The organism is Aliiglaciecola lipolytica (genome assembly GCF_018860635.1).
Classification (GTDB): Bacteria; Pseudomonadota; Gammaproteobacteria; order Enterobacterales; family Alteromonadaceae; genus Aliiglaciecola; species Aliiglaciecola lipolytica_A.
This window is the reverse complement of record NZ_JAHKPT010000021.1, coordinates 194,134-216,312: the sequence shown is the minus strand read 5'-3', so window position 1 is coordinate 216,312 and position 22,179 is coordinate 194,134. Positions and strand designations below refer to the sequence as shown.

Sequence of the window (22,179 nt, the reverse complement as noted above, 5' to 3'; positions counted from 1 at the left end):
ATCTATTGCCGAATACCTTGCCCTGTAGTCAGTAAACTAAAAAGTAGTGCCTGAGACACTGCTCTATGCAGTATAAATTTAAACAAGCTAGACAAATGCGCTGCAAGACCAAAAAACAAAGCCAGAACGAGGTATGAAAAGATGAAGGTTAAAACGTGGAATAGTGGTAAAAAGCCAGCAATTTCTAGCAATATTGAAGAGGTAATTTTATAACGTTTTACATCGAAAACGGAAAAGTTAGAGCCTGAGTAGAAGGTTCTATAAAAGTAGAATGTTTAAAAGCGTCTAATTTCGAGTATTTTCAATATCAGTAGAAGTGGTTTGAGAGCTTGCGGGAGTGCTAACAACGGCTAAAACAACTAGGAAAAGTACAGTGGCAAAAACACCCGTTAAACCAAACCCTTTTGACGAACGATTCATTTTATTTCTCTTATTATTATTTTAAAATAGTAATTGTTGCCGGTAAGTTTATGCAAGTCCATTTGGTAAAAATATCATCTCTGATAACTATACCTAGATTAGACTTTAGTCTAAACCCGTTTTTCCCAATTGACAAGGGATTATTTAATTAAATCAACGATCTAACGTACAACTATAATTCATTAAAAAAGCGCCTAAAAAATTAGGCGCTTTTAGATTTTTTAGATTCGCAATTGTAGTAAATCGCTTTCTTTGTGGTTAGCCAGCAAAGACTCGTGCATTTCTAAACATTCTCATCCAAGGGCCATCTTCTTGCCACTCGTCTGCTTGCCACGAATTTGCCACGGCTCTAAACACTCGCTCAGGATGCGGCATCATAATAGTGGCACGACCATCACTGGAGGTGAGTCCTGAAATCCCGTCCGGAGAACCATTCGGGTTGGCTGGATACTGTTCTGTGACATTTCCCCAATTATCCACATATTTCAACGCAACATGTTGATTATTTTGAACTTGTCGAAGATGACCAGTATGTTTAAATTCTGCTCTTCCCTCGCCATGTGAAACAGCTATGGGTAAACGTGAACCCTGCATGCCAGCAAAGAATATTGATTTACTCTCTTGAACTTCCAACATCGACACTCGCGCTTCAAATCGTTCCGATTGGTTCGTTACAAAATGCGGCCATAAATCAGCACCAGGAATCAGAGATTTCAAATTTGAAAGCATTTGACAACCATTACATACGCCTAAGCTAAACGAATCTTGCCGATGGAAGAACTGTTCAAATTGATCGCGGGCATAGTTATTAAACAAAATGGACTTAGCCCATCCTTCCCCTGCTCCCAGCACATCACCATATGAGAAACCACCACAGGCAACCAAACCAGCAAACTGATCTAACGCGACGTTCTGACTAATAACATCACTCATATGCACATCAATTGCGTTAAAACCTGCGCGATTGAATGCAGCGGCCATTTCGTTTTGAGAGTTAACACCTTGCTCACGTAAAATAGCGATTTTAGGTTTAATACCTTTCGAAATATAAGGTGCAGCAACATCTTCATTGATGTCGTAGCTTAGCTCACAATGTAAACCTGGATCCTGCGCATTCCCTTTGGCTTGCCACTCTTGGTCCACACATTCAGGATTATCTCTTAAGCGTTGCATCTTGTCTGTGGTTTCTGCCCAAATCAGACGATAGTAGCCGCGCTCTTGTGATATGACTTTTTGTTGTTTATGACTAATTTCAATTCTGTCTGAATTGTTTAGACTTCCAACTACATGGGTGACTTCAGTAAGATTATGTTGACTTAGCACTTGGTTGACTTTATCTAAGTTGGATTTCGTCACCTGAACCACTGCGCCTAATTCTTCGTTAAACAATACTGACTGCGCATCCCCCTTGAAACTATCTAATTGAACGTCAATGCCTGTATGTCCAGCAAAAGCCATTTCAACCAAAGTAGTGAACAAACCACCATCAGATCTATCGTGATATGCCAACAATAACTCTTGATGCACCAAAGTTTGCATTGCTTCAAAGAAAGATTTTAGTAATTTAGGCTTAGTGACATCAGGAGCTTGATTACCTAATTGACTGTATACCTGAGCCAAACAAGAACCACCGATACGATTGCGTCCTTCACCCAAATCTAAACATAATAAAAGTGTATCACCCTTATCGGTTCTTAGCTGCGGAGTTAGCGTATTACGGATATCTCGGACCGCACCAAAGGCGGTGATAATTAATGACAATGGTGAGGTTACCGCCTTGTCTTGTTGCCCATCTGGCTGCTCTTCTTGCCATTGGGATTTCATTGACATTGAATCTTTTCCAACCGGAATAGTTAAGCCCAGTTCAGGACATAGCTCTTCACCAACGGCCTTCACAGCTTCATATAAACCTGCATCTTCACCCGGGTGTCCGGCTGCTGCCATCCAATTGGCAGATAGTTTGATGCGATTCAATGAGCCAATATCTGCTGCAGCAATGTTAGTTAAAGATTCACCAACTGCCATTCGTGCTGACGCTCCGTGATTCAATAGTGCAATAGGTGTGCGTTCACCAACCGACATTGCTTCACCTTGATAGCTATCAAATGAAGACGCTGTCACTGCAACGTCAGCCACCGGAATTTGCCAAGGGCCGACCATTTGATCACGACTCACTAATCCCGTGACGCTGCGGTCACCAATAGTGATTAAGAAGGTTTTTTCGGCCACAGTAGGCAAACGTAAAAGACGTTCCGCCGCTTCATTTATGTCTACAGATTCGGCTTTAAAGTCATCCCCTGCGGCTTTTTTAGAGGTCACATCACGATGCATTTTCGGTGGTTTACCCAACAAAACATCTAGTGGTAAATCAATTGGCAAGTCATTGAAGTGGTCATCATGCAATGCCAAATGAGGCTCTTGTGTGGCCTCGCCAACAACCGCAAAAGGAGCTCTTTCACGTCGACAAATAGATTCAAATAATGGCAGCTTGTCAGGGGCCACGGATAATACGTAGCGTTCCTGTGATTCGTTACACCAAATTTCATGGGGAGCCATACCTGGTTCGTCATTGGGCACATTTCTGAGTTCAAATTTACCACCGCGACCACCGTCATTCACCAATTCAGGGAAGGCATTTGATAAACCACCAGCGCCAACATCATGAATAAACTGAATAGGATTATTGTCACCTAACTGCCAACAACGATCGATAACTTCCTGACAACGTCGCTCCATTTCTGGGTTACCCCGTTGCACAGATGCAAAATCCAAATCCTCATTAGATTCACCAGATGTCATGGAAGAGGCAGCGCCTCCCCCTAGTCCAATGTTCATGGCCGGTCCACCTAGCGCAATTAACTTTGCTCCAACGGTGATTTCGCCTTTTTGAGTATGCGATTGACGAATATTTCCTAATCCACCAGCCAACATAATTGGTTTATGATAACCACGTACTTCCACACCATTGAAACTATTTACCTGCTGTTCATAAGTACGGAAATAACCAAGAATATTCGGGCGACCAAATTCGTTATTAAACGCAGCACCACCTAAAGGTCCTTGCTGCATAATTTCCAATGCATCAACAATTCGCTCAGGTTTACCATAAGCTGTTTCCCAAGGCAGCGCATATCCAGGAATATTTAGGTTTGAGACACTGAACCCCACTAACCCAGCTTTCGGCTTAGAACCTCTTCCAGTGGCACCTTCATCACGAATCTCACCGCCAGAACCTGTAGCGGCGCCTGAAAAAGGAGAAATAGCGGTTGGGTGGTTATGGGTTTCCACTTTCATCAAAATATCAATATTTTCATGATGATATTCGTACTCATGGGATTCTGGGTCAGGGAAAAAGCGACCAGCTTTCCATCCTTCCATTACCGCTGCGTTATCACTGTATGCTGAATGCACAAAATCAGGATTCAACTCAAAGGTATTTTTAATCATTTTGAACAGCGATTTAGACTGTTTAGCGCCATCAATCGTCCAATCGGCATTGAAAATTTTATGTCGACAGTGCTCAGAGTTGGCTTGGGCAAACATGTAAAGTTCAATGTCGTTTGGATTACGACCTAGACGCTGGAAATTTTCAACTAAGTAGTCAATCTCGTCATCGGCAAGGGCAAGACCCATTTCAACATTGGCTGCGCTTAAGGCTTCTCGGCCACCTGCAATCACATCCACGCTGCTATAAGGTTTCGGCGAATCTTCTACAAATAACATTTCAACTTGGTCAAAATCAGACATTACCGCTTCTGTCATACGGTCATGTAATATTTGTTGCAATTCTGCGTGTTGTTCTGCGCTTAACTCAGCAGAAAATTTTAAATAGTATGCGCAGCCTCGCTCTATTCGTTTAACTTCTTTGAGTCCACAATTGTGTGCAATATCAGTCGCTTTAGAAGACCATGGAGAAATAGTCCCAGGTCTTGGCACCACTAATATTAGCTCTCCTTCTGGATCATGAGCTGGAATAGCTGGACCATAGGTGAGTAATTGAGTTAAAACTTGAGTCTGCTCTGAGGTTATGTCCGACTCAATTTGTGCAAAATGCACAAACTCAGCATAAATTTCAGCAATGGGAAGTTGAGCAGAAGTAAAACGTTGAAGTAATTTTTCAACACGAAAATCAGATAGCGCAGGGGCACCACGAAGGACTAGCATAGGCTATTACCAAAGTTACTGGAACTTGACCATTTAGTCTGCCAAAGTTCACGATTTCAGGAAGTTTTGAGGCGCGAATTATAGTGTAAAATCAATCTATTGATAAGCATCAATCGGTCTGATTTGAAAGTTTTTAGTGTTCAATTGCATTATTCCCCTAGATGAATTCAAACAATTTCGTCACAATGAGGGAATTAACCTGTTTTAAAAGGGAATCTGTGAAGAAAACAGTTTTACGGTTTTTACTACTGAACTTAGTGCTCGTGCTCAGTGCATGCGAAAAACCGCAACAATCCAGTACATTGGCACGCATCTTAGATCAAGGTGTACTCAAAGTTGGAACCAATTATGGTTTAACGACGTATTTCAATGGCCCAGTTGGACCAGAGGGATTTGAATATGAACTAGCCAGCGGCTTCGCTAGCTATCTAGGCGTGCGGCTGGAAGTTTTCCCTTACTACACTCTAAACGAACTATTTCCGCAACTTGCTAATCATCACCTAGATTTAATTGCTGCAGGGATTAGCGTAACCAATGAACGAGCAGAATTATTCCGCTTTGGTCCTGCGTATCAAAATATTAGCCAAAAAGTGGTGTTCAAACAAGGTAATGAACGGCCTAGGAGTGCCACAGATCTAACCGAAGAAATGTTAGTCATTGCCGGTAGCAGCCATGCAGAAACATTACGGGAATTTAAACCTTTTCATCCACAGCTGAGCTGGCAAGAAACAGATGACAAAGACGCAGAAGAACTAATGGAAATGGTGTTAAACGATGAACTTGCCTACACCATAGTAGATTCTAATATATTAGCAGTGCTACGCAGAAGACACCCTGAACTCAGTATTGGATTCACCATTAGCAAAGAACAAGGGGTGGCATGGGCCTTAGATAAGAGCCAAGATGATTCTTTATTAGCGGCCCTTATCGAATACTTTGGCCTAATTCAATCAAATGGCACCCTTGCCGCGTTAGAAGATAAGTACTTTGGTCATGTAAGACAATTTAACTATGTTGATACCCGCGAATTTATTCGCTCAGCAAGAACTAATTTACCCAACTTTAGACAATGGTTTGAGCAACATGCGCAAAATTTAGATTGGCGTCTATTAGCAGCGATGAGCTATCAGGAAAGTCACTGGAATCCGAAAGCAAAATCCCCAACCGGTGTCCGCGGGATGATGATGTTAACCTTAGCAACAGCAGAAGATTTAGGAATTGAGTCTCGATTAGACCCGGAACAAAGCATTCGTGGCGGAGCAGAATACTTTGCCAATTTATTAAGTCGAATTCCTGCACGCATTCAAGAGCCTGATCGAATTTGGTTTGCCTTGGCGTCTTACAATATAGGACTAGGCCATTTAGAAGATGCGCGGGTACTGACCCAAAGACAAGGTGGCAACCCCGATATGTGGATAGACGTTAAAAAACGTTTACCGCAATTACGTCAGAAAAAATACTACAAAACCACCCGTTATGGATATGCACGAGGGGATGAAGCTGTTACTTATGTTGACAACATACGGCGGTACTATGATACATTAATGTGGCTAGACGGGCAGGATGCCGAAACCCTCGATGAAGCTGAAGACGCAGCTCAAGCTCAAGAAAACTAAACCATCCAAAATTTACGCTGTTTATTGACTTGTCATATAGCAGTCATATTTGCATGCCAAGCTAATAACAACTAAATGATTCATTTGTTTCAATTTAAATATTTATGAAACTAATGGGGAATTTAACTGTCTATAGTAATTAACGCGTTTTATTTAAACAAAATAGGAGAATAATCCTCACAGGAGTTACCATGAGAAAAAGAAATACACTAAACAGAAAAATGAAACCCGGCAATAGTAGCCGAAGAAGACTAATGTTGAAAAAAGTACACCAGAAAGTATTAGTTAGGCGTCAAAATTTTCAACAATTTGATTTACAAGAAACCTTTGCTGAAGCGAGCTAAAATAAGCTTCAGCTAGAAAGCGCCAAGGGCAATTTTGTTTTTCATATTGTCTGTGTTTTCAAACTGCCTTTAAGTTCAAACATCCTCTTTGCTTACCACAATACCTACAGCGTAAAATACCAAATCACCTGTATCATTTGAAAACAATGCTTCTAAGCAAAATTTTAAAATTTGTGGTTCGTCAGTTGGTCCCATTTTGAATTTTAGCTAATTGCTTTTGGGCTTTTTTCTGCTCTCGACGCATCTTAAAAAAGTCTGATATTTTAGTTGCACACTGAGCAGCTAGAACATCACCTTGTACTTCGATTTGATGGTTCAATCTTTCATCGTTGAGTAAGTTCATCAAACTACCAGCAAACCCCGTTTTATAATCTTTTGCGCCAAATACTAAACGTTTTATTCGAGAATGAACAAGCAACCCTGCACACATGGGACAAGGCTCTAACGTAACATAGAGAGTACAATCCACCATGCGATAGTTATTTAGGACTTTCCCTCCTTCTCGAATGGCTATCATTTCTGCGTGAGCAGATGGATCATGTAAATTGATCGACTGGTTCCAGCCTTGGGAAACCAACTTATTATCCTTGATCAACACTGCACCAACCGGTACTTCGCCAATTTTCCACGCATTATCTGCCAACGATAGAGCATAGTTCATCCAATACTCATCTTGCATGTGAATTTCATCTGGGGGATTTAGGATTGTCATTCTAATAATACTAAAAACATTGGTTAATTTGCTCAAAAAGTTGGTTATTTAACTAATTAACATATCAAGTGAAGTCCACGATAAAACGTAAACCATTGATATTAATAGAAAATAAAAGTTGGTTAAAAATATGCAAAACAAGTTTATAACGGCAAAACATACTAATACGATTACACTACGTCAGTCAAAGGAGACGATGCTATGAATTTAACCGCCATCGCAATTATTGCAATCATATGCTGGACCATTATTAAATTAACCGGTAAAGATAAAAAAGAAGTCAAACAGGTGACCCAACCTCAGCAAGAAAACGACGAATTAAAACAACAGCTCACCGTGATGCAAGAACGAATAGCCGTACTTGAAGCCATTGTTACTGATGAAAAGTATGTGCTTAAACGTGAGTTTGATAACTTAGCTCGCAATAAAGCGGCGTAACCCCCATAAAAAGGCGATAGTAATATCGCCTTTATTGTACCCTACAGACTCGTTACGATTCCCAGTTTAAAATCAACGAGAATAAAATAGCTTGCTGGTTACCGCCCGACCAGGACGCAAATTATTGGAATATCAAAGCAAAATGCTCTGCTGTTGGTTTAAACGGGACAGTTAAGTCTACAATTTCTAATTCCCTTCACAATATCAATAAGTTCCTTAGCTGAGACCTAAACATAGTCGGATATTATGCTCCTATCGTATTCAATCATTCATTAAAAATATCAGTTATTAATGCCATGCTCAGATTTTTTATTGTTTGCGGCTTGAGTAACCCGATATTTCATTTGATTGGACCGCGCCGAGCGTTCGCCATTGTGATTGAACAAGCTCCAGGGCTTGCAGAAAATTTACCGCTAGGATATTGTTGTCACTAACAACATAAATTAGAGACTTTCCGATGGACTCAAAGCTTAAGCGCGCAGAAGCGCTTTATGAAGCAGTTAACCAGTTAATCCGTGTACATCAGTTCCGTGATCGTGAAAGCATATGCTGTCATAACGTGTCGGTCGCTCAGTGCTACGCCCTCGAAACGCTTGTAAAACGTGGTCCTTTAAGGCTTAAAGCGTTAGCTGAAGATATGTGCCTTGATAAAAGTACTGCAAGTCGCGTAGTTGATTCACTGCTGCGTAAAGGTTATGCACTCAAGACCTTAGATCCCCTTGATCAGCGCGCAGTTCAGCTTTCGTTGAGCCCTGATGGCCATGCGCTTTATTCCACCATACATAAAAGTCTGATTGCAGAAGAAGCATCCATGATATCTGACATCTCTGATGAAGTGGTCGATGCAGCTATTGTACTGTTGGAAAAGCTTACCGTAGCAGCGCGGGCCCGACTCGGCACTTAAACTATTTTTTTAACTACATTGTTGTTAGTAACAACATTTTTCAGAGGTTTATCTATGAATTACAATAACGAAAACTTGCCTATCGCCGTTATTGGCGCCGGTCCTATCGGTTTAAGTTCAGCAGTTAACTTGCTCGACGCAGGGCTTACACCCATTATTTTTGAATCAGGTGATTGTGCCGGTTCCAACCTAGCAAGTTGGGGTCATGTGCGTATGTTTTCGCCTTGGTCATACAACATGGATCCCAAAGCGGTTTCTCTACTTAAGAAACAGGGCTGGGACGAACCGGAGCTGAGCGCATTTCCAACCGGAAGCGAACTGCTTGAACGCTATGTGTTGCCTTTAGCGTCCCACGAGAAGGTTGCCCCTCACCTACATTTGAATACCCGTGTTGTTAACGTCAGCCGCCAATATCACGATATTTTACGCAATGAAATGCGGGAGCGTGCGCCATTCGTGGTGCGTGTTTCAAACCCCGAAGGTGATCGCGATATCCTTGTCCAGGCCGTAATCGATGCCTCTGGCACCTATCAGACACCCAACTGGCTTGGCGCTCATGGTATTCCAGCTATTGGTGAGCTTACGGCTTCGCAATCAATTACTTACGGTGTGCCTGATATTCTCGGTTCTTACAATAAACAGTACGCAGGCAAGTCCGTACTCGTCATCGGTGGCGGCCATTCGGCATTTAACGCATTACAGGATTTAGTCAAACTCTCTGATCAAACTGATGGCATGCGGGTTCTATGGGGAATACGCGGCTCCTCCGTCGATAACATTGTGCGCTCACCAAAAAATGATGAGCTGCAAGAACGTAGAAGCCTCGAAGTTCATATCCAAAAATTACTGGATGAAGGAAAAATCGAGGTATTTACTAATATAGCAATAGAAAAAATCAACTGTGAAAATGACAAACTGATCGTAAAAAGCCATTCATCTCAACTACCGCCAGTAGATAAAATCATTGCAGCTACTGGGTTTCGCCCTAACCTTCAGTTGCTATCTGAATTGCGTACCTCCATTGATCCTGCTACGCAAAGTCCGGTTAATCTCGGTCCACTTATTGATCCTAATCTTCATAGTTGTGGTTCAGTTCCTGAGCATGGCGCCGCTGAGCTTTCTCACCCAGAAACCGGTCTTTATGTTGTTGGTATTAAAAGCTACGGCCGTGCACCAACATTTCTGCTAAAAACGGGCTATAAACAGGTTAAGTCAGTCACGTCTAAATTAGCGAATCAGGTAATCGATGATGATCCTGTTGCGAATCGCTCCTTTTCTTGTGATGACGTTGCCCTCAATCGAAGTTGCTCAGCATAAAAGTCTCGCCCTCTAATCCTAGCTTTGTTAATAGGCTTAGGCTGAATTGGGGGCATTTTTCTTTTGTTGAATATGGTGAGAGAAATGACCTACTTTATTCGAAGTCATCCGCTATTCATTGTCGTGCTCGCTCAGCTATGTGGAACTTCGCTTTGGTTCTCGGTTAATGGGGTGGGCTTGGCTCTCATTCATGATGTTGGGCTAACAGAGAAAGATCTTGGATGGTTAACTCTCACTGTTCAGGCTGGTTTCATTACTGGTACCCTATTTATTGCCACCACAGGTCTGGCTGATCGATTACGCGCCAGCCGCATTTTCGCCCTTTCCTGTTTAGCTGGTGCGTTAGCAAATGCCAGCTTTGTGTTGGTGGCAGCCCATCCACCATTTGATCTGCTATTACGTTTTTTTACCGGTCTGTGCTTAGCCGGTATCTACCCTCTTGGTATGAAGCTAGTGATTGGATGGACACCTAAATATGTCGGGGCCGCTCTAGCATGGCTAGTAGGAATGTTAACACTAGGCACTGCTCTACCTCATCTATTGCGTGGCGCGACTTTCGGGTTACCTTGGGAATGGACACTTCTGGGCGCTTCTGGGTTGGCTTTGCTAGGTGGCGTGGCTATCTTTGCTCTAGGTGATGGCCCACACCTACCGTCTTCAAGTAATAAAGTACGACTACGAGATGGGCTAGCAGCCTTAACTGAAAGGCGTTTCCGCGCAGTGGCAATCGGCTACTTTGGCCACAGCTGGGAGCTTTATGCAATGTGGACCCTTATTCCATTTATGGTGTCCCGTGAAATGGGACGTCTCGACACTCAGAGTTTATCGAACCCATTGATATCGTTTTCCATCATCGCGCTAGGTCTGGTGGGCTGTGTGGGTGGTGGAGCACTGAGCAGACGTATAGGAAGTCTGTCTGTGGCGCGCTTGGCTCTTGGGTCCTCCGGACTTATCTGTATGATTTATCCATTGGTTGCCTTTTTGCCGCCAAAAGTGATGTTAGTTTTACTCTGTATTTGGGGCCTGACAGTTATTGCGGATTCGCCTCAGCTATCGGCTCTGGCTGCTCAAACAGCTCCAAGAGAACGTATCGGTTCAACCTTGGCCATGTTAAATGCTATAGGCTTTGCTTTGACCATTCCATCAATTGCGTTGACCACAGCACTGTGGCAATGGCAAGGGGTTTGGGTAGTATGGTGGTTACTTCCGGGGCCAATTTTAGGGCTTTGGGCGATGCGCAGGCTAGATCGGCAAGGATAATGTGCAATACCTCCTACAAGTGTGCGCCTGCTTGTAGCCTATTCTCTTGTCTGGGCGTATTGGCCTGCTACCTCTACTAAGGTTACACCTGCCTAACCAAGCTCAATAATTAGGTTTGTTCTGCTACACAACCCAAAAGCCCAGCGCGAACGCTGGGCTTTGAGATTTATTTTGATATGGCTAAATATTGCCAGATGTAGTTTGTTGGAAGCTATTATTCCCACTCAATGGTAGCAGGTGGTTTACCAGAGATGTCATAAACCACGCGAGAAATGCCATCAATTTCATTAATGATGCGATTAGATACTTTACCTAAAAAGTCATAAGGTAAATGTGCCCAGTGAGCGGTCATAAAATCAATGGTTTCTACTGCACGTAGGGAAACCACCCAATCATACTTTCTCGCATCGCCCATCACACCAACTGAGCGCACAGGTAGAAATACGGTAAAAGCTTGACTCACTTTGTGGTACAAATCAGCATTATGTAATTCTTCGATGAAGATTGCATCGGCTCGACGCAGTAAATCACAGTATTCTTTTTTCACCTCTCCTAATACGCGAACCCCTAAACCAGGTCCCGGGAAAGGGTGACGATAAAGCATGTCGTAAGGTAAGCCTAATTCTAAACCAATTTTGCGTACCTCATCTTTAAACAGTTCGCGCAATGGTTCAACTAGTCCCATTTCCATATCATCGGGTAACCCCCCCACATTGTGATGTGATTTGATAACGTGGGCTTTACCGGTTGCTGAACCTGCTGACTCGATGACGTCTGGATAAATAGTGCCTTGCGCAAGCCACTTGGCATTTTTTAACTTTCTCGATTCTTCATCAAACACACCAACAAATTCACGACCGATTATTTTGCGTTTAGCTTCTGGGTCTTCTTCCCCTTCAAGGGCGGCTAAAAAGCGTGGTTCAGCGTCAATTTTTATAATGTTGAGACCAAAATGATCACCGAACATTTCCATGACCTGTTCACCTTCATTGAGTCGCAGCAAGCCATTGTCAACAAATACACAGGTGAGGTTTTTACCAATTGCTTGATGTAGCAACATTGCGGTTACTGAGGAATCAACGCCGCCAGATAATCCTAGAATAACTTGATCGTCACCGACTTTTCGCTTAATTCGCTCAACTGCATCTTCAATAATACTCGCTGCCGTCCACAATTTCTGACACCCACAAATATCCATCACAAAATGAGACAAGATGCGCATTCCTTGACGGGTATGAGTGACTTCTGGATGAAATTGAACACCATAAAATTGGCGAGACACGTCAAACATTGCGGCATGAGGACAACTTGCAGTTTGTGCACCAGTAACAAAGCCTTCCGGTATTTCTAAAACTTTGTCGCCATGACTCATCCACACATCTAACAAGCCATTTCCGTTGCTACCAATATGGTCTTCAATGTTTGCTAACAATGGAATATTTTCGATCACTTCAACTTGTGCGTAACCAAACTCGCGCTTATCAGAACCTAAAACTTTTCCGCCCAACTGGGCCGCCATTGTTTGCATACCGTAACAAATACCAAATACTGGAACCCCAGCATTAAATACGTATTCAGGCGCTCGTGGTGAATTAGCTTCAGTTACTGATTCGGGACCGCCAGAAAGAATAATCCCATTTGGATTAAACTGTTTAATTTGCTCTTCACTTACATCCCATGCCCAAAGCTCACAATAAACGCCAATTTCTCGTACGCGACGGGCTATAAGTTGGGTATATTGAGAACCAAAATCAAGAATTAAAATACGTTGATCATGAATATTAGTGGTCATGGAAAATCTCGTGTTAATAGTATAAAAGCAGGTATTGGCATCAACGCCAATACCTAAGATTGAACAACTAGCTACATTAGCCTAAACGGTAATTAGGCGCTTCTTTGGTGATGCTGACATCATGTACATGGGATTCTCCCATACCTGCTGCCGTCACTTTTACAAATTGTGGTTTGGTACGTAAAATATCAATCGTAGCGCTTCCGGTTAGTCCCATTGCTGAGCGTAACCCACCCATTTGTTGATGGATAATGTTAGAAATTGGACCTTTGTAAGCAACCCGGCCTTCAATCCCTTCAGGCACCATTTTTTCTTCTGATTTAGTATCTTGGAAATAACGATCTGAAGAGCCATGGCTTTGATTCATAGCGCCAAGTGACCCCATACCACGATAAGACTTATAATAACGACCTTGATATAACTCAACTTCACCTGGTGCTTCTTCGGTTCCGGCCAGCATACTACCGACCATGACACAACTTGCACCTGCCACTAAGGCTTTGGCAATATCGCCGGAGAAACGAATACCACCGTCAGCGATCACAGGAATATCTCGACCTTCAAGGGCCTCTACTGCATCTGCTACTGCGGTTATTTGCGGTACTCCACAACCTGTCACAATACGAGTTGTACAAATTGAACCTGGGCCGATCCCAACTTTCACGGCATCAACACCGGCATCAGCAAGGGCTAAAGCCCCCTCAGCTGTGGCAACATTACCTGCAATAATTTGAATATCAGGAAATGCCTTACGGGTTGCAGCTACGCGGTCTAAAACGCCTTGAGAATGACCATGGGAGGTGTCTATTAATAAAACATCTACTCCAGCTTCAACTAAGGCTTGAATACGTTCTTCTGTTCCAGGACCGACACCGACAGCTGCGCCAACACGCAAACGACCTAATTCATCTTTACAAGCATTAGGTTTATTTTCGGCTTTCTGGAAATCTTTAACCGTTATCATGCCTTTGAGTTTGAACGCATCATCGACCACTAGAATTTTTTCAACGCGGTGTTCATGCATCAGTTCTAGCACTTCGTCAGAGGCTGCGCCTTCGGGCACGGTAACCAATCGTTCTTTGGGCGTCATCACGCTAGACACAGGTTGATCGAGTTTATTTTCAAAACGCAAATCACGGCCAGTTACAATTCCGATTAGATTATTATCATCATCAACGACAGGAAAACCTGAGAAACCATGATATTTACTAAGGGCATTGATCTCGCCCAAGGTGGCTTGAGAACTTACGGTTACGGGATCCGATACCACTCCACTTTCGTATTTTTTAACAGCACGAACGTGATTAGCTTGTTCTTCAATAGCCATATTTTTATGGATGAATCCCATTCCGCCTTCTTGTGCAAGGGCAATAGCTAACCGTGCCTCAGAAACAGTATCCATGGCGGCAGAGATTAATGGGATATTCAATGATACACTGCGGGTTAATCTGGTGCGCAGATCGGCAGTGTGAGGTAACACAGTGGAGTGCCCAGGAACTAAGAGTACATCATCAAAAGTCAGGGCTTCTTTAGCAATCCTCAACATGCAATTACACCTATATTTAGCGGGTTTTAATTGCGGCGTGATTGTAGCGGTTTTGCGTTATCAGGTAAACTGAATTTGTAGTAAAATTTCAAAAGTTTTTGGTGTTAATCAATTTACCGTATACATTTATTTGCATTATTCTCCATTTTGCTAAAAATATTGCCTTTTAACGTTCCTTTGAAGGCCAACATTTTTGGAGGAATTAGGGGGAAACAGTTCAATATTCAAGGAATTTATGCCAAACCAATCTAACTCTTCAAAAAATATATTTACTGTTAGCCAATTAAATCGACTCGCCCGTTCGGTGTTGGAGTCAGAAATTGGTCAAATTTGGTTATCTGCAGAGATTTCTAATTTTGTCGCGGCTGCTTCTGGGCATTGGTATTTTACCCTCAAGGATGCCCGCGCCCAAGTTAAAGCGGCCATGTTTCGTGGTGCAAACTCTCGTATAAAAGTGCGTCCCAAAGAAGGTGACAAGATATTAGTTCGTGCGTCAGTGGGTCTTTACGAAGCCCGTGGTGATTATCAAATTGTTGTCGATTTCATGGAACCAGAAGGTGAGGGTCAATTAAAACAGCAATTTGAAATGTTAAAAATCAAACTCGCTGAAGAAGGGCTATTCGCCACATCACACAAAAAATCACTGCCTGAGACAATTCAGCGAGTGGGCGTAATTACATCAGCAACCGGTGCCGCATTGCACGACATTTTAACGGTATTAAAACGCAGAAACCCACTCATTTCTGTCATTGTGTACCCATCTCAAGTACAAGGCGAATTAGCTCCTATGCAGCTTTGCCAAGCAATAGATAAAGCGGTACAACGAAATGAAGTAGACGTTCTTATTATTGGTCGAGGCGGCGGTTCTCTTGAGGATTTATGGTGCTTTAACGATGAAAGCCTAGCTAGAAAGATATTTTCCTGTGTCATTCCAACCATCAGCGCTGTTGGCCATGAAGTTGACGTCACCATTGCTGATTTTGTGGCAGATGTGCGCGCCCCTACTCCTTCTGCAGCTGCTGAGTTAGTCAGTTCAGATATTTTAGAAGTGCTACAAAGCTTACAAAATTTAAAGTCGCGATTACACCGCAGCATGATCGGTCAAACTCAATTTCATAAACACAGATCGCAAATTTCTAGCCAACAATTAAAGACGCTCCACCCGGAAAATCGAATCAAACAACAAAGCCAACATTTGGATCAAATGCAGATGTTGTTAGAGCATAGATTTAAGCGCAAATTCCAAGACAGTGCGAATAAAGTGCAACGGATAACACAGCGACTACATAATCGCTCGCCAATCAATAGGCTAGAAAGATTAATGGAAAATAATAAAATTCTGATTAATCAACTGAATAAATCGACAACAAACTTTATAGTCAGTAAACAACTTCAGCTTGCCAAGGCCTCTGAATTACTGGATAGCGTAAGCCCGCTTTCGACCCTGTCCCGTGGCTATAGCATTACCTACAAAGGCAGTGAAATCATTAAAAACAGTAGTCAGTTAAAACAAGATGATGAGATAACCACCCGATTTCATGATGGCTCGGTCAATAGCTTAGTAACGGGGAAATAAAGTGTAACAGCTGGCAGTTTGTAGCAACTGCCAGTGTCCACTAGGTTAGCTCTAGTTAGGGCTTTTTATGATGGGTCATTAAACGCTTGCGTTTACGCTGTTGTGATAACGTAAGCTTGTTGGTCTTGCCTTCGAATGGGTTAGCCCCTTCTTTAAACTCGACTCGTATTGGCGTTCCCATAGTTTGTAATGACTTACGATAGTAGTTCATCATATAACGCTTATAAGCTGAAGGTAAGTCTTCTACTTGGTTTCCATGAATAATGATGACCGGCGGATTATATCCTCCAGCATGAGCATATTTCATTTTAACTCTTCGACCACGTACCATCGGCGGTTGATGGTCTTCTTGAGCCATTTCCATGATTCGAGTGAGCATGGAGGTGTTGATTCGTTTAGTAGCAGAAGCATACGCTTCTTGCACAGATTCAAACAAATGCCCTACTCCGGTTCCATGCAATGCCGAGATAAAGTGAATTCTAGCGAAATCAACAAAACCTAAGCGACGGTCTAGCTCTCGTTTAATATCTTCTTTGATATCTTTTGATAAACCGTCCCATTTATTAACAGCTATGACCAAAGAGCGTCCGGCATTAAGAACAAAACCGAGTAAACTCAAATCTTGATCCGCTATACCTTCTCTAGCGTCAATGCATAACAAAACAACATTCGCTTCTTCAATGGCTTGTAAGGTTTTAATGATGGAGAATTTTTCTACGGCATCAGATACTTTTTTACGTTTACGAACACCGGCCGTATCAATCAATACGTATTCACGTCCGTCTCGTTCCATTGGAATAAAGATACTGTCTCGGGTAGTGCCTGGCATATCGAACACAACAACGCGTTCTTCACCTAAAATACGGTTGGTTAAGGTCGACTTCCCAACATTGGGTTTGCCCACAATCGCCAACTTAATCGGCAAGCTCTGTAAACGTAGCAACTCTGCTTCAGCATTTTCACCGTCATCGTTACGCACAACTTCGGGTATGTGCATATCTGGATAAAGCTTTTCAATTGGCTTTAATGACTTTTCTAACAGTTGTGTCACCCCACGACCGTGAGCAGCAGCAACCTGTGAAATTTCGCCTAAGCCTAGCGAGTAAAACTCTGCGGTTTCACTGTCACCGTCGATACCATCCACTTTATTAGCAACCACATAAACGGTTTTTTCTTGTTTGCGCAAATGATTAGCTATACCGATATCAGCAGGGGTTAAACCCGCTCTAGCATCCACTAAAAATAGCACCACATGGGCTTCATCAATGGCTAACAACGATTGTTCTGCCATCTCTGCATCGATTCCCTGTTCGTCCCCGCTGATACCGCCGGTATCTACCACAATAAACTGTAAGCCTTCATATTTGGCTTGACCATATTTACGGTCACGAGTTAACCCGGGATAATCGGCAACCAATGCATCTCGACTATTTGTAAGCCGATTAAAAAGAGTAGATTTTCCTACATTAGGACGACCCACGAGAGCGATGACAGGTAACATATTATCTTTCCAATAAAATAGTTACGGCTCAAGTATCTAAATTAGATAGTTGAGCCGTGATTAGTTCGTACTTAGGCTATGAAGTTCACTTTCTATCTAGCAAGGTAATCCATGCGAGTTAATATCAGTGAACTTACACAATCGATGATTCCAAATCAACAAAAGTTGATTAGATTACAGGTACAGCTATAGCGATTAATTCACCATCTCTAGTCTGAGTGTATATCTTATCGCCAAACGCAACTGGCGCTACATAAATCCCTTCATCTTCATCGTCGCCACCTACATCCATACGTGACACAATTGTTCCATCGGTTTTATCTAACCAATGCAAGAATCCATACTTATCACCCACGACCAAATAATTACCAATAGACTCAGGAGAGGTTAAGTTACGTTTTTTAAGTCCACCTTGACTCCACAACTCAACGCCGTTACGACGGTCAATGCTATATATGTTGCTATTCTTATCAGTAACAAACAAGCTATTGCCATCAATCCCCAAACGTCTGTAAGAGTTATATTCACGCTTCCAAATAATTCGACCACTGCGTAATTCAACAGCAGCTAAGGTCCCATCAAATGAAATGACATAGACATTAGGGCCGACTACTAGAGGTTGACTATCAATATCAACTATACGTTCCAGTTCAGTTGCACCAGAGGGCGCAGAAATGGTTTGTTCCCAAGCAGTTTGGCCGCTGCCTAGAATATTGACGACTAATTTGCCTGTAGCGGTACCCACTAGCGCACCACCGTTAACAGCTACAGGAGCAGAGATTCCCCGTAAACTAAGTGCGGGAACGTCAGACTCGAACATCCATAATTGTTCGCCGGTGTTCGCATCCAATGCAAACAAGGTGCCTGAACCTGTATTTACCAATACGACATTTTCGTCCACTGCCGGAGAAGCAATAATTTCCCCGCGTACTTTAGTAACCCATTTGGTTTCGCCGGTATTGGCATCTAAAGCGAACACTTCGCCATTCTCAGAACCCAAATATACAGTTTCATATATAACGGTTAAGCCGCCAGAAATTTTCGCTGTAATACCATCAGACCACAAATTAGTAATAAAACTGTACCAATTTTCATTAGGATATTCGGCGAAATCACGTTTCCAGACTTGCTTACCTGATTCGAGTTCATAAGCTGCGACTATACCTTGACGACTGGCCGCAAACACTTTGTCGTAAGCAACAGCAGGACGTAATCTTGAATAGAATTTATCAATTCCACCGGTTAAATCGTGTGACCATAACTGAGTAGCAGTAAACTTCGACTCTATTGGTTTTAGGGTGCGGATTTCAATTTCTTCGTCGTCCATAAACCAGCCAGAAATAGTTGAACAACCTGCTAGTGTCATTACACTTATAAATGTAACCACCTTAATCCAACTTAAACCCATACTGATATTACCCATTGATAACAACCGCTAAGTTGTCCAACTTCATTTTCACTAGCTGATTATTAGCGTTAGCGTCTAACGATGCACTATATGCTTCTTTAGCAGCGTCAAATTTAGATTGATTAACGTAAATATCACCCTTAATCTCATCTACTTGCGCAACGAATGCAGGTTGAGTAACTAAATCTAAACTAGCCATGGCTTGGTCAAATTGACTTAGCGAATTTTGTACTCTTGCCAAACGCAAATTAGCGACGCTTTTAATTGCTTCATCATCGGCGTTATTTGCCACATATTTCAGATGACTCGCGGCTTTTTCTAAATCGCCCTCTTCAACTGACAATTTAGCCAATTGTAATGCTGTTAGTATAGAGTAGCCGCCTTTGTTACCTGCAACAAATGCTTCCGCTTTTTGCGTATTTTCAGATGTCAAAGTGGCACTTAACTGCTCATACGAACGCGAAGCTGCTTCTTTTTCAGCAATTTGCGTATCGTTGTAATATCTCCAACCGTACAAACCACCTACACCTAAAATAACGCCAACTGCAATTGCCAAGCCATTCTCACGCCAAAAACGTTTAATCGCTTCTACTTGTTGTTCTTCTGTTGCAAATTCTTCCATTTGATTTTCCTCGTACAACCGATAATACGTTATTGTACTTTATCTTATATTTTAAAATATTGAGCTAAAACTGTGCCCAGTTCATCACTGGAAATGGTTACCTGCGGAATGTCTTCACGGAGGTATTTAACCACAACTTTATTTTCATTCATTTCGTTTTCACCAATCACAATAACGATTGGTGCACCGCTTTTATCTGCGCGTTTCATCTGCTTTTTTAAGTTTCCGCCGCCACAATGCAACTGAACTCGAAGCTGTGGAGAAGAATCTCTCAATTGCTCAGACAATTTCATGGCGTAAAGTTCCGTAGAATCTCCAAGGGCAGTCACATAAATATCAACGGGGTCAGGTACATCTGAAGTTAATCCTAAAGTTTGTAACATCAGAACGAGTCGTTCAATCCCCATTGCAAAGCCTACAGCTGTGCTAGGTTTACCACCCAATTGTTCTACCAAACCATCGTATCGGCCGCCAGCACACACTGTGCCTTGCGAGCCAAGACTTTCAGTTACCCACTCAAAAACCGTACGATTATAATAATCTAAACCACGAACCAAGCGTGGATTAATCCGGTATTGAATGCCCATATCAGTTAATTTCGAACACAAAGATTCAAAATGGGTTTTGGATTCATCATCCAAATAATCTAACAAGGTTGGCGCATCTTTAATAGCTGCCTGCACATCTGGATTTTTACTGTCCAAAACTCGCAGTGGATTGGATTCCAACCGGCGTAAACTATCTTCATCCAGTTGTGATTTTCGTGCGCTTAAATATTCGACCAAGGCATCGCGATAGTTCGCTCGTGCTTGGTTCGAACCTAACGAATTTATTTCCAGGGTTACATGCTCACTGATGCCGAACACTTTCCATAAACGCGCGCTGAGCATAATCACTTCAACATCGATATCGGGTCCATCTAGACCGAAGGTCTCTACACCAAATTGATGAAATTGCCGATAACGTCCTTTTTGTGGACGTTCATGGCGAAACATGGGACCCATGTACCAAATACGTTGTTGTTGATTATAAATAAGACCGTGTTGATTGCCTGCACGAACACAACTTGCAGTATTTTCAGGTCGAAGGGTTAAGCTATCACCATTGCGATCTTCAAAGGTGTACATCTCTTTTTCAACGATATCAGTCACTTCACCGATAGAGCGTTTAAATAAGTCAGTACTCTCTACAATAGGGGTGCGCAATTCTTGGTAGCCATAAGAGCCAACCACACTGCGGATCTTATCCTCTACCCATTGCCAAACACCTGAATCAGCGGGTAAGCAATCATTCATCCCGCGAACTGCTTGAATTTGTTTTGTCACTAAATACGTACTCTGAAATTCGTTTCTGTATTGGCTCTCAATTTGCCAATACCCTAATAAAAAAGCCCCGTATTATAGGGGCTTTGATAGTGGTGTTACAAGTGCTAAAAAATTTTATCCCACCTGCTTTACATCAATCTTTCGCTTCACGTCCAGTTGTGATGCTTTGGCTCTAATGCGTTTTTCGAGTTGATCAACTAAATCATCGTTCGACAAACGCTCTTTTTGACGCTTCCCATCTAAATAAAAACCACTCATATTGCGAGCACCGGTAAGTCCTAGGTCTGAAACTTCCGCTTCACCTGGCCCATTCACCACACAGCCAATAATAGAGACGTCCATAGGCGTTAAAATATCTTCGACCCGTTGTTCTAGCGCATTTACCGTAGCAATCACATCGAATTCTTGACGAGAGCAGCTTGGACAAGCAATAAAGTTTATCCCTCTAGAACGTATCCGTAGCGACTTCAATATATCGAAACCAACTTTTATTTCTTCAATGGGATCAGCTGCCAGTGAAATCCGAATTGTGTCACCAATACCTTCTGCTAATAACATTCCCAAACCAACAGAACTCTTCACCGCACCTGAGCGGAAACCGCCAGCTTCAGTGATACCCAAATGCAAAGGTTGGTCAATTTTTTTAGCTAGTTCACGATAAGCACCAACCGCCAAAAATACATCAGATGCTTTAACACTGACTTTAAATTGGTCAAAATTCAACTTGTCTAAAATATCCACATGACGCATGGCTGATTCGACCAAAGCTTCAGGCGTAGGTTCGCCATATTTTTCTTGTAGTTCTTTTTCCAAAGAACCACCGTTCACACCAATTCGAATTGGAATATTGTTATCTTTAGCGCAATCAACAACAGAACGTACACGATCCATACTACCGATATTCCCGGGATTGATTCGCAAACAATCAACGCCATATTCAGCTACTTTCAAAGCAATTCGGTAGTCAAAATGGATGTCGGCAATAAGTGGCACTTTCACTTGCTGACGAATGAGTTTAAATGCCTCAGCAGCATCCATTGTTGGGACAGATACCCTGACAATTTCACCACCCACAGCAACGATACGATTAATTTGTGCCACAGTGGCATCAACATCAGTAGTGTGAGTATTTGTCATTGATTGCACAGCAATGGGAGCGCCATCACCAATAGGAACATTTCCAACATTAATACGGGTTGATTTACGACGTTTAATAGGAGATTCAGAAAACATA

General features: G+C 42.4%; 17 protein-coding genes. 7 read left to right on the top strand and 10 right to left on the bottom strand.

Annotated elements, in window-relative coordinates; genetic code table 11:
• Positions 1–285: 285 nt before the first annotated feature.
• Positions 286–420, bottom strand: coding sequence for a hypothetical protein (locus KO530_RS22100; protein ID WP_289847881.1), 135 nt, complete (start codon positions 418–420; stop codon positions 286–288).
• Between the two features lie 258 nt (positions 421–678).
• Complete coding sequence (purL, locus tag KO530_RS09465) at positions 679–4,584, bottom strand: phosphoribosylformylglycinamidine synthase (RefSeq protein ID WP_216048171.1); 3,906 nt, start codon at positions 4,582–4,584, stop codon at positions 679–681.
• 218 nt (positions 4,585–4,802) lie between these two features.
• Between purL and mltF the strand changes: the two genes are divergently transcribed.
• Together mltF and KO530_RS09455 are read left to right on the top strand one after the other, a co-directional pair.
• Positions 4,803–6,200, top strand: coding sequence for a membrane-bound lytic murein transglycosylase MltF (gene mltF, locus KO530_RS09460; protein ID WP_342804756.1), 1,398 nt, complete (start codon positions 4,803–4,805; stop codon positions 6,198–6,200).
• 191 nt (positions 6,201–6,391) lie between these two features.
• Positions 6,392–6,544: a hypothetical protein gene (locus KO530_RS09455; RefSeq protein ID WP_216048169.1), complete on the top strand. Its 153-nt coding sequence runs from the start codon at positions 6,392–6,394 to the stop codon at positions 6,542–6,544.
• Between the two features lie 181 nt (positions 6,545–6,725).
• On the opposite strand, the gene tadA is transcribed toward KO530_RS09455, so the two are convergent.
• A complete protein-coding gene (gene tadA, locus KO530_RS09450; RefSeq protein ID WP_216048168.1) occupies positions 6,726–7,256 on the bottom strand; it encodes a tRNA adenosine(34) deaminase TadA in 531 nt (176 codons plus the stop codon).
• A gap of 201 nt (positions 7,257–7,457) precedes the next feature.
• Here tadA and KO530_RS09445 point away from each other — a divergent pair, with 201 nt between their 5' ends.
• The 4 genes from KO530_RS09445 (at position 7,458) to KO530_RS09430 (ending at position 11,175) form a co-directional block, all read left to right on the top strand.
• Entirely contained in the window at positions 7,458–7,694 is a 237-nt protein-coding gene (locus tag KO530_RS09445; protein WP_216048167.1) for a hypothetical protein, read from the top strand.
• A 457-nt stretch (positions 7,695–8,151) separates the two neighbouring features.
• Positions 8,152–8,598: a MarR family winged helix-turn-helix transcriptional regulator gene (locus KO530_RS09440; protein ID WP_216048166.1), complete on the top strand. Its 447-nt coding sequence runs from the start codon at positions 8,152–8,154 to the stop codon at positions 8,596–8,598.
• Positions 8,599–8,652: 54 nt separating this feature from the next.
• Positions 8,653–9,915, top strand: a complete 1,263-nt coding sequence (locus KO530_RS09435; protein WP_216048165.1) for an NAD(P)-binding domain-containing protein — start codon at positions 8,653–8,655, stop codon at positions 9,913–9,915.
• 84 nt (positions 9,916–9,999) lie between these two features.
• Positions 10,000–11,175: an MFS transporter gene (locus KO530_RS09430; protein ID WP_216048164.1), complete on the top strand. Its 1,176-nt coding sequence runs from the start codon at positions 10,000–10,002 to the stop codon at positions 11,173–11,175.
• Between the two features lie 214 nt (positions 11,176–11,389).
• Here the strand turns inward: KO530_RS09430 and guaA are convergent, their stop codons facing one another.
• Positions 11,390–12,967, bottom strand: a complete 1,578-nt coding sequence (gene guaA, locus KO530_RS09425; RefSeq protein WP_216048163.1) for a glutamine-hydrolyzing GMP synthase — start codon at positions 12,965–12,967, stop codon at positions 11,390–11,392.
• A 76-nt stretch (positions 12,968–13,043) separates the two neighbouring features.
• Positions 13,044–14,513 (bottom strand): IMP dehydrogenase, encoded by a 1,470-nt coding sequence (gene guaB / locus KO530_RS09420; protein ID WP_216048162.1) that lies wholly within the window; start codon positions 14,511–14,513, stop codon positions 13,044–13,046.
• A gap of 235 nt (positions 14,514–14,748) precedes the next feature.
• On the opposite strand from guaB, the gene xseA reads away from it, so the two are divergent.
• Entirely contained in the window at positions 14,749–16,089 is a 1,341-nt protein-coding gene (gene xseA, locus KO530_RS09415; protein WP_216048161.1) for an exodeoxyribonuclease VII large subunit, read from the top strand.
• Positions 16,090–16,144: 55 nt separating this feature from the next.
• Here the strand turns inward: xseA and der are convergent, their stop codons facing one another.
• The 5 genes from der to ispG all read right to left on the bottom strand — a co-directional run bounded on the left by der (position 16,145) and on the right by ispG (position 22,178).
• Positions 16,145–17,590 (bottom strand): ribosome biogenesis GTPase Der, encoded by a 1,446-nt coding sequence (gene der, locus KO530_RS09410; protein ID WP_216048160.1) that lies wholly within the window; start codon positions 17,588–17,590, stop codon positions 16,145–16,147.
• 169 nt (positions 17,591–17,759) lie between these two features.
• Positions 17,760–19,013, bottom strand: coding sequence for an outer membrane protein assembly factor BamB (bamB, locus tag KO530_RS09405; protein WP_436792297.1), 1,254 nt, complete (start codon positions 19,011–19,013; stop codon positions 17,760–17,762).
• Positions 19,006–19,620, bottom strand: coding sequence for a YfgM family protein (locus tag KO530_RS09400; RefSeq protein WP_216048159.1), 615 nt, complete (start codon positions 19,618–19,620; stop codon positions 19,006–19,008). Before KO530_RS09400 ends, bamB begins: the two co-directional genes overlap by 8 nt.
• A 44-nt stretch (positions 19,621–19,664) precedes the next feature.
• A complete protein-coding gene (gene hisS, locus KO530_RS09395) occupies positions 19,665–20,945 on the bottom strand; it encodes a histidine--tRNA ligase (RefSeq protein WP_216048158.1) in 1,281 nt (426 codons plus the stop codon).
• A gap of 114 nt (positions 20,946–21,059) precedes the next feature.
• A complete protein-coding gene (gene ispG / locus KO530_RS09390; protein WP_216048157.1) occupies positions 21,060–22,178 on the bottom strand; it encodes a flavodoxin-dependent (E)-4-hydroxy-3-methylbut-2-enyl-diphosphate synthase in 1,119 nt (372 codons plus the stop codon).
• Position 22,179 lies beyond the last annotated feature (1 nt).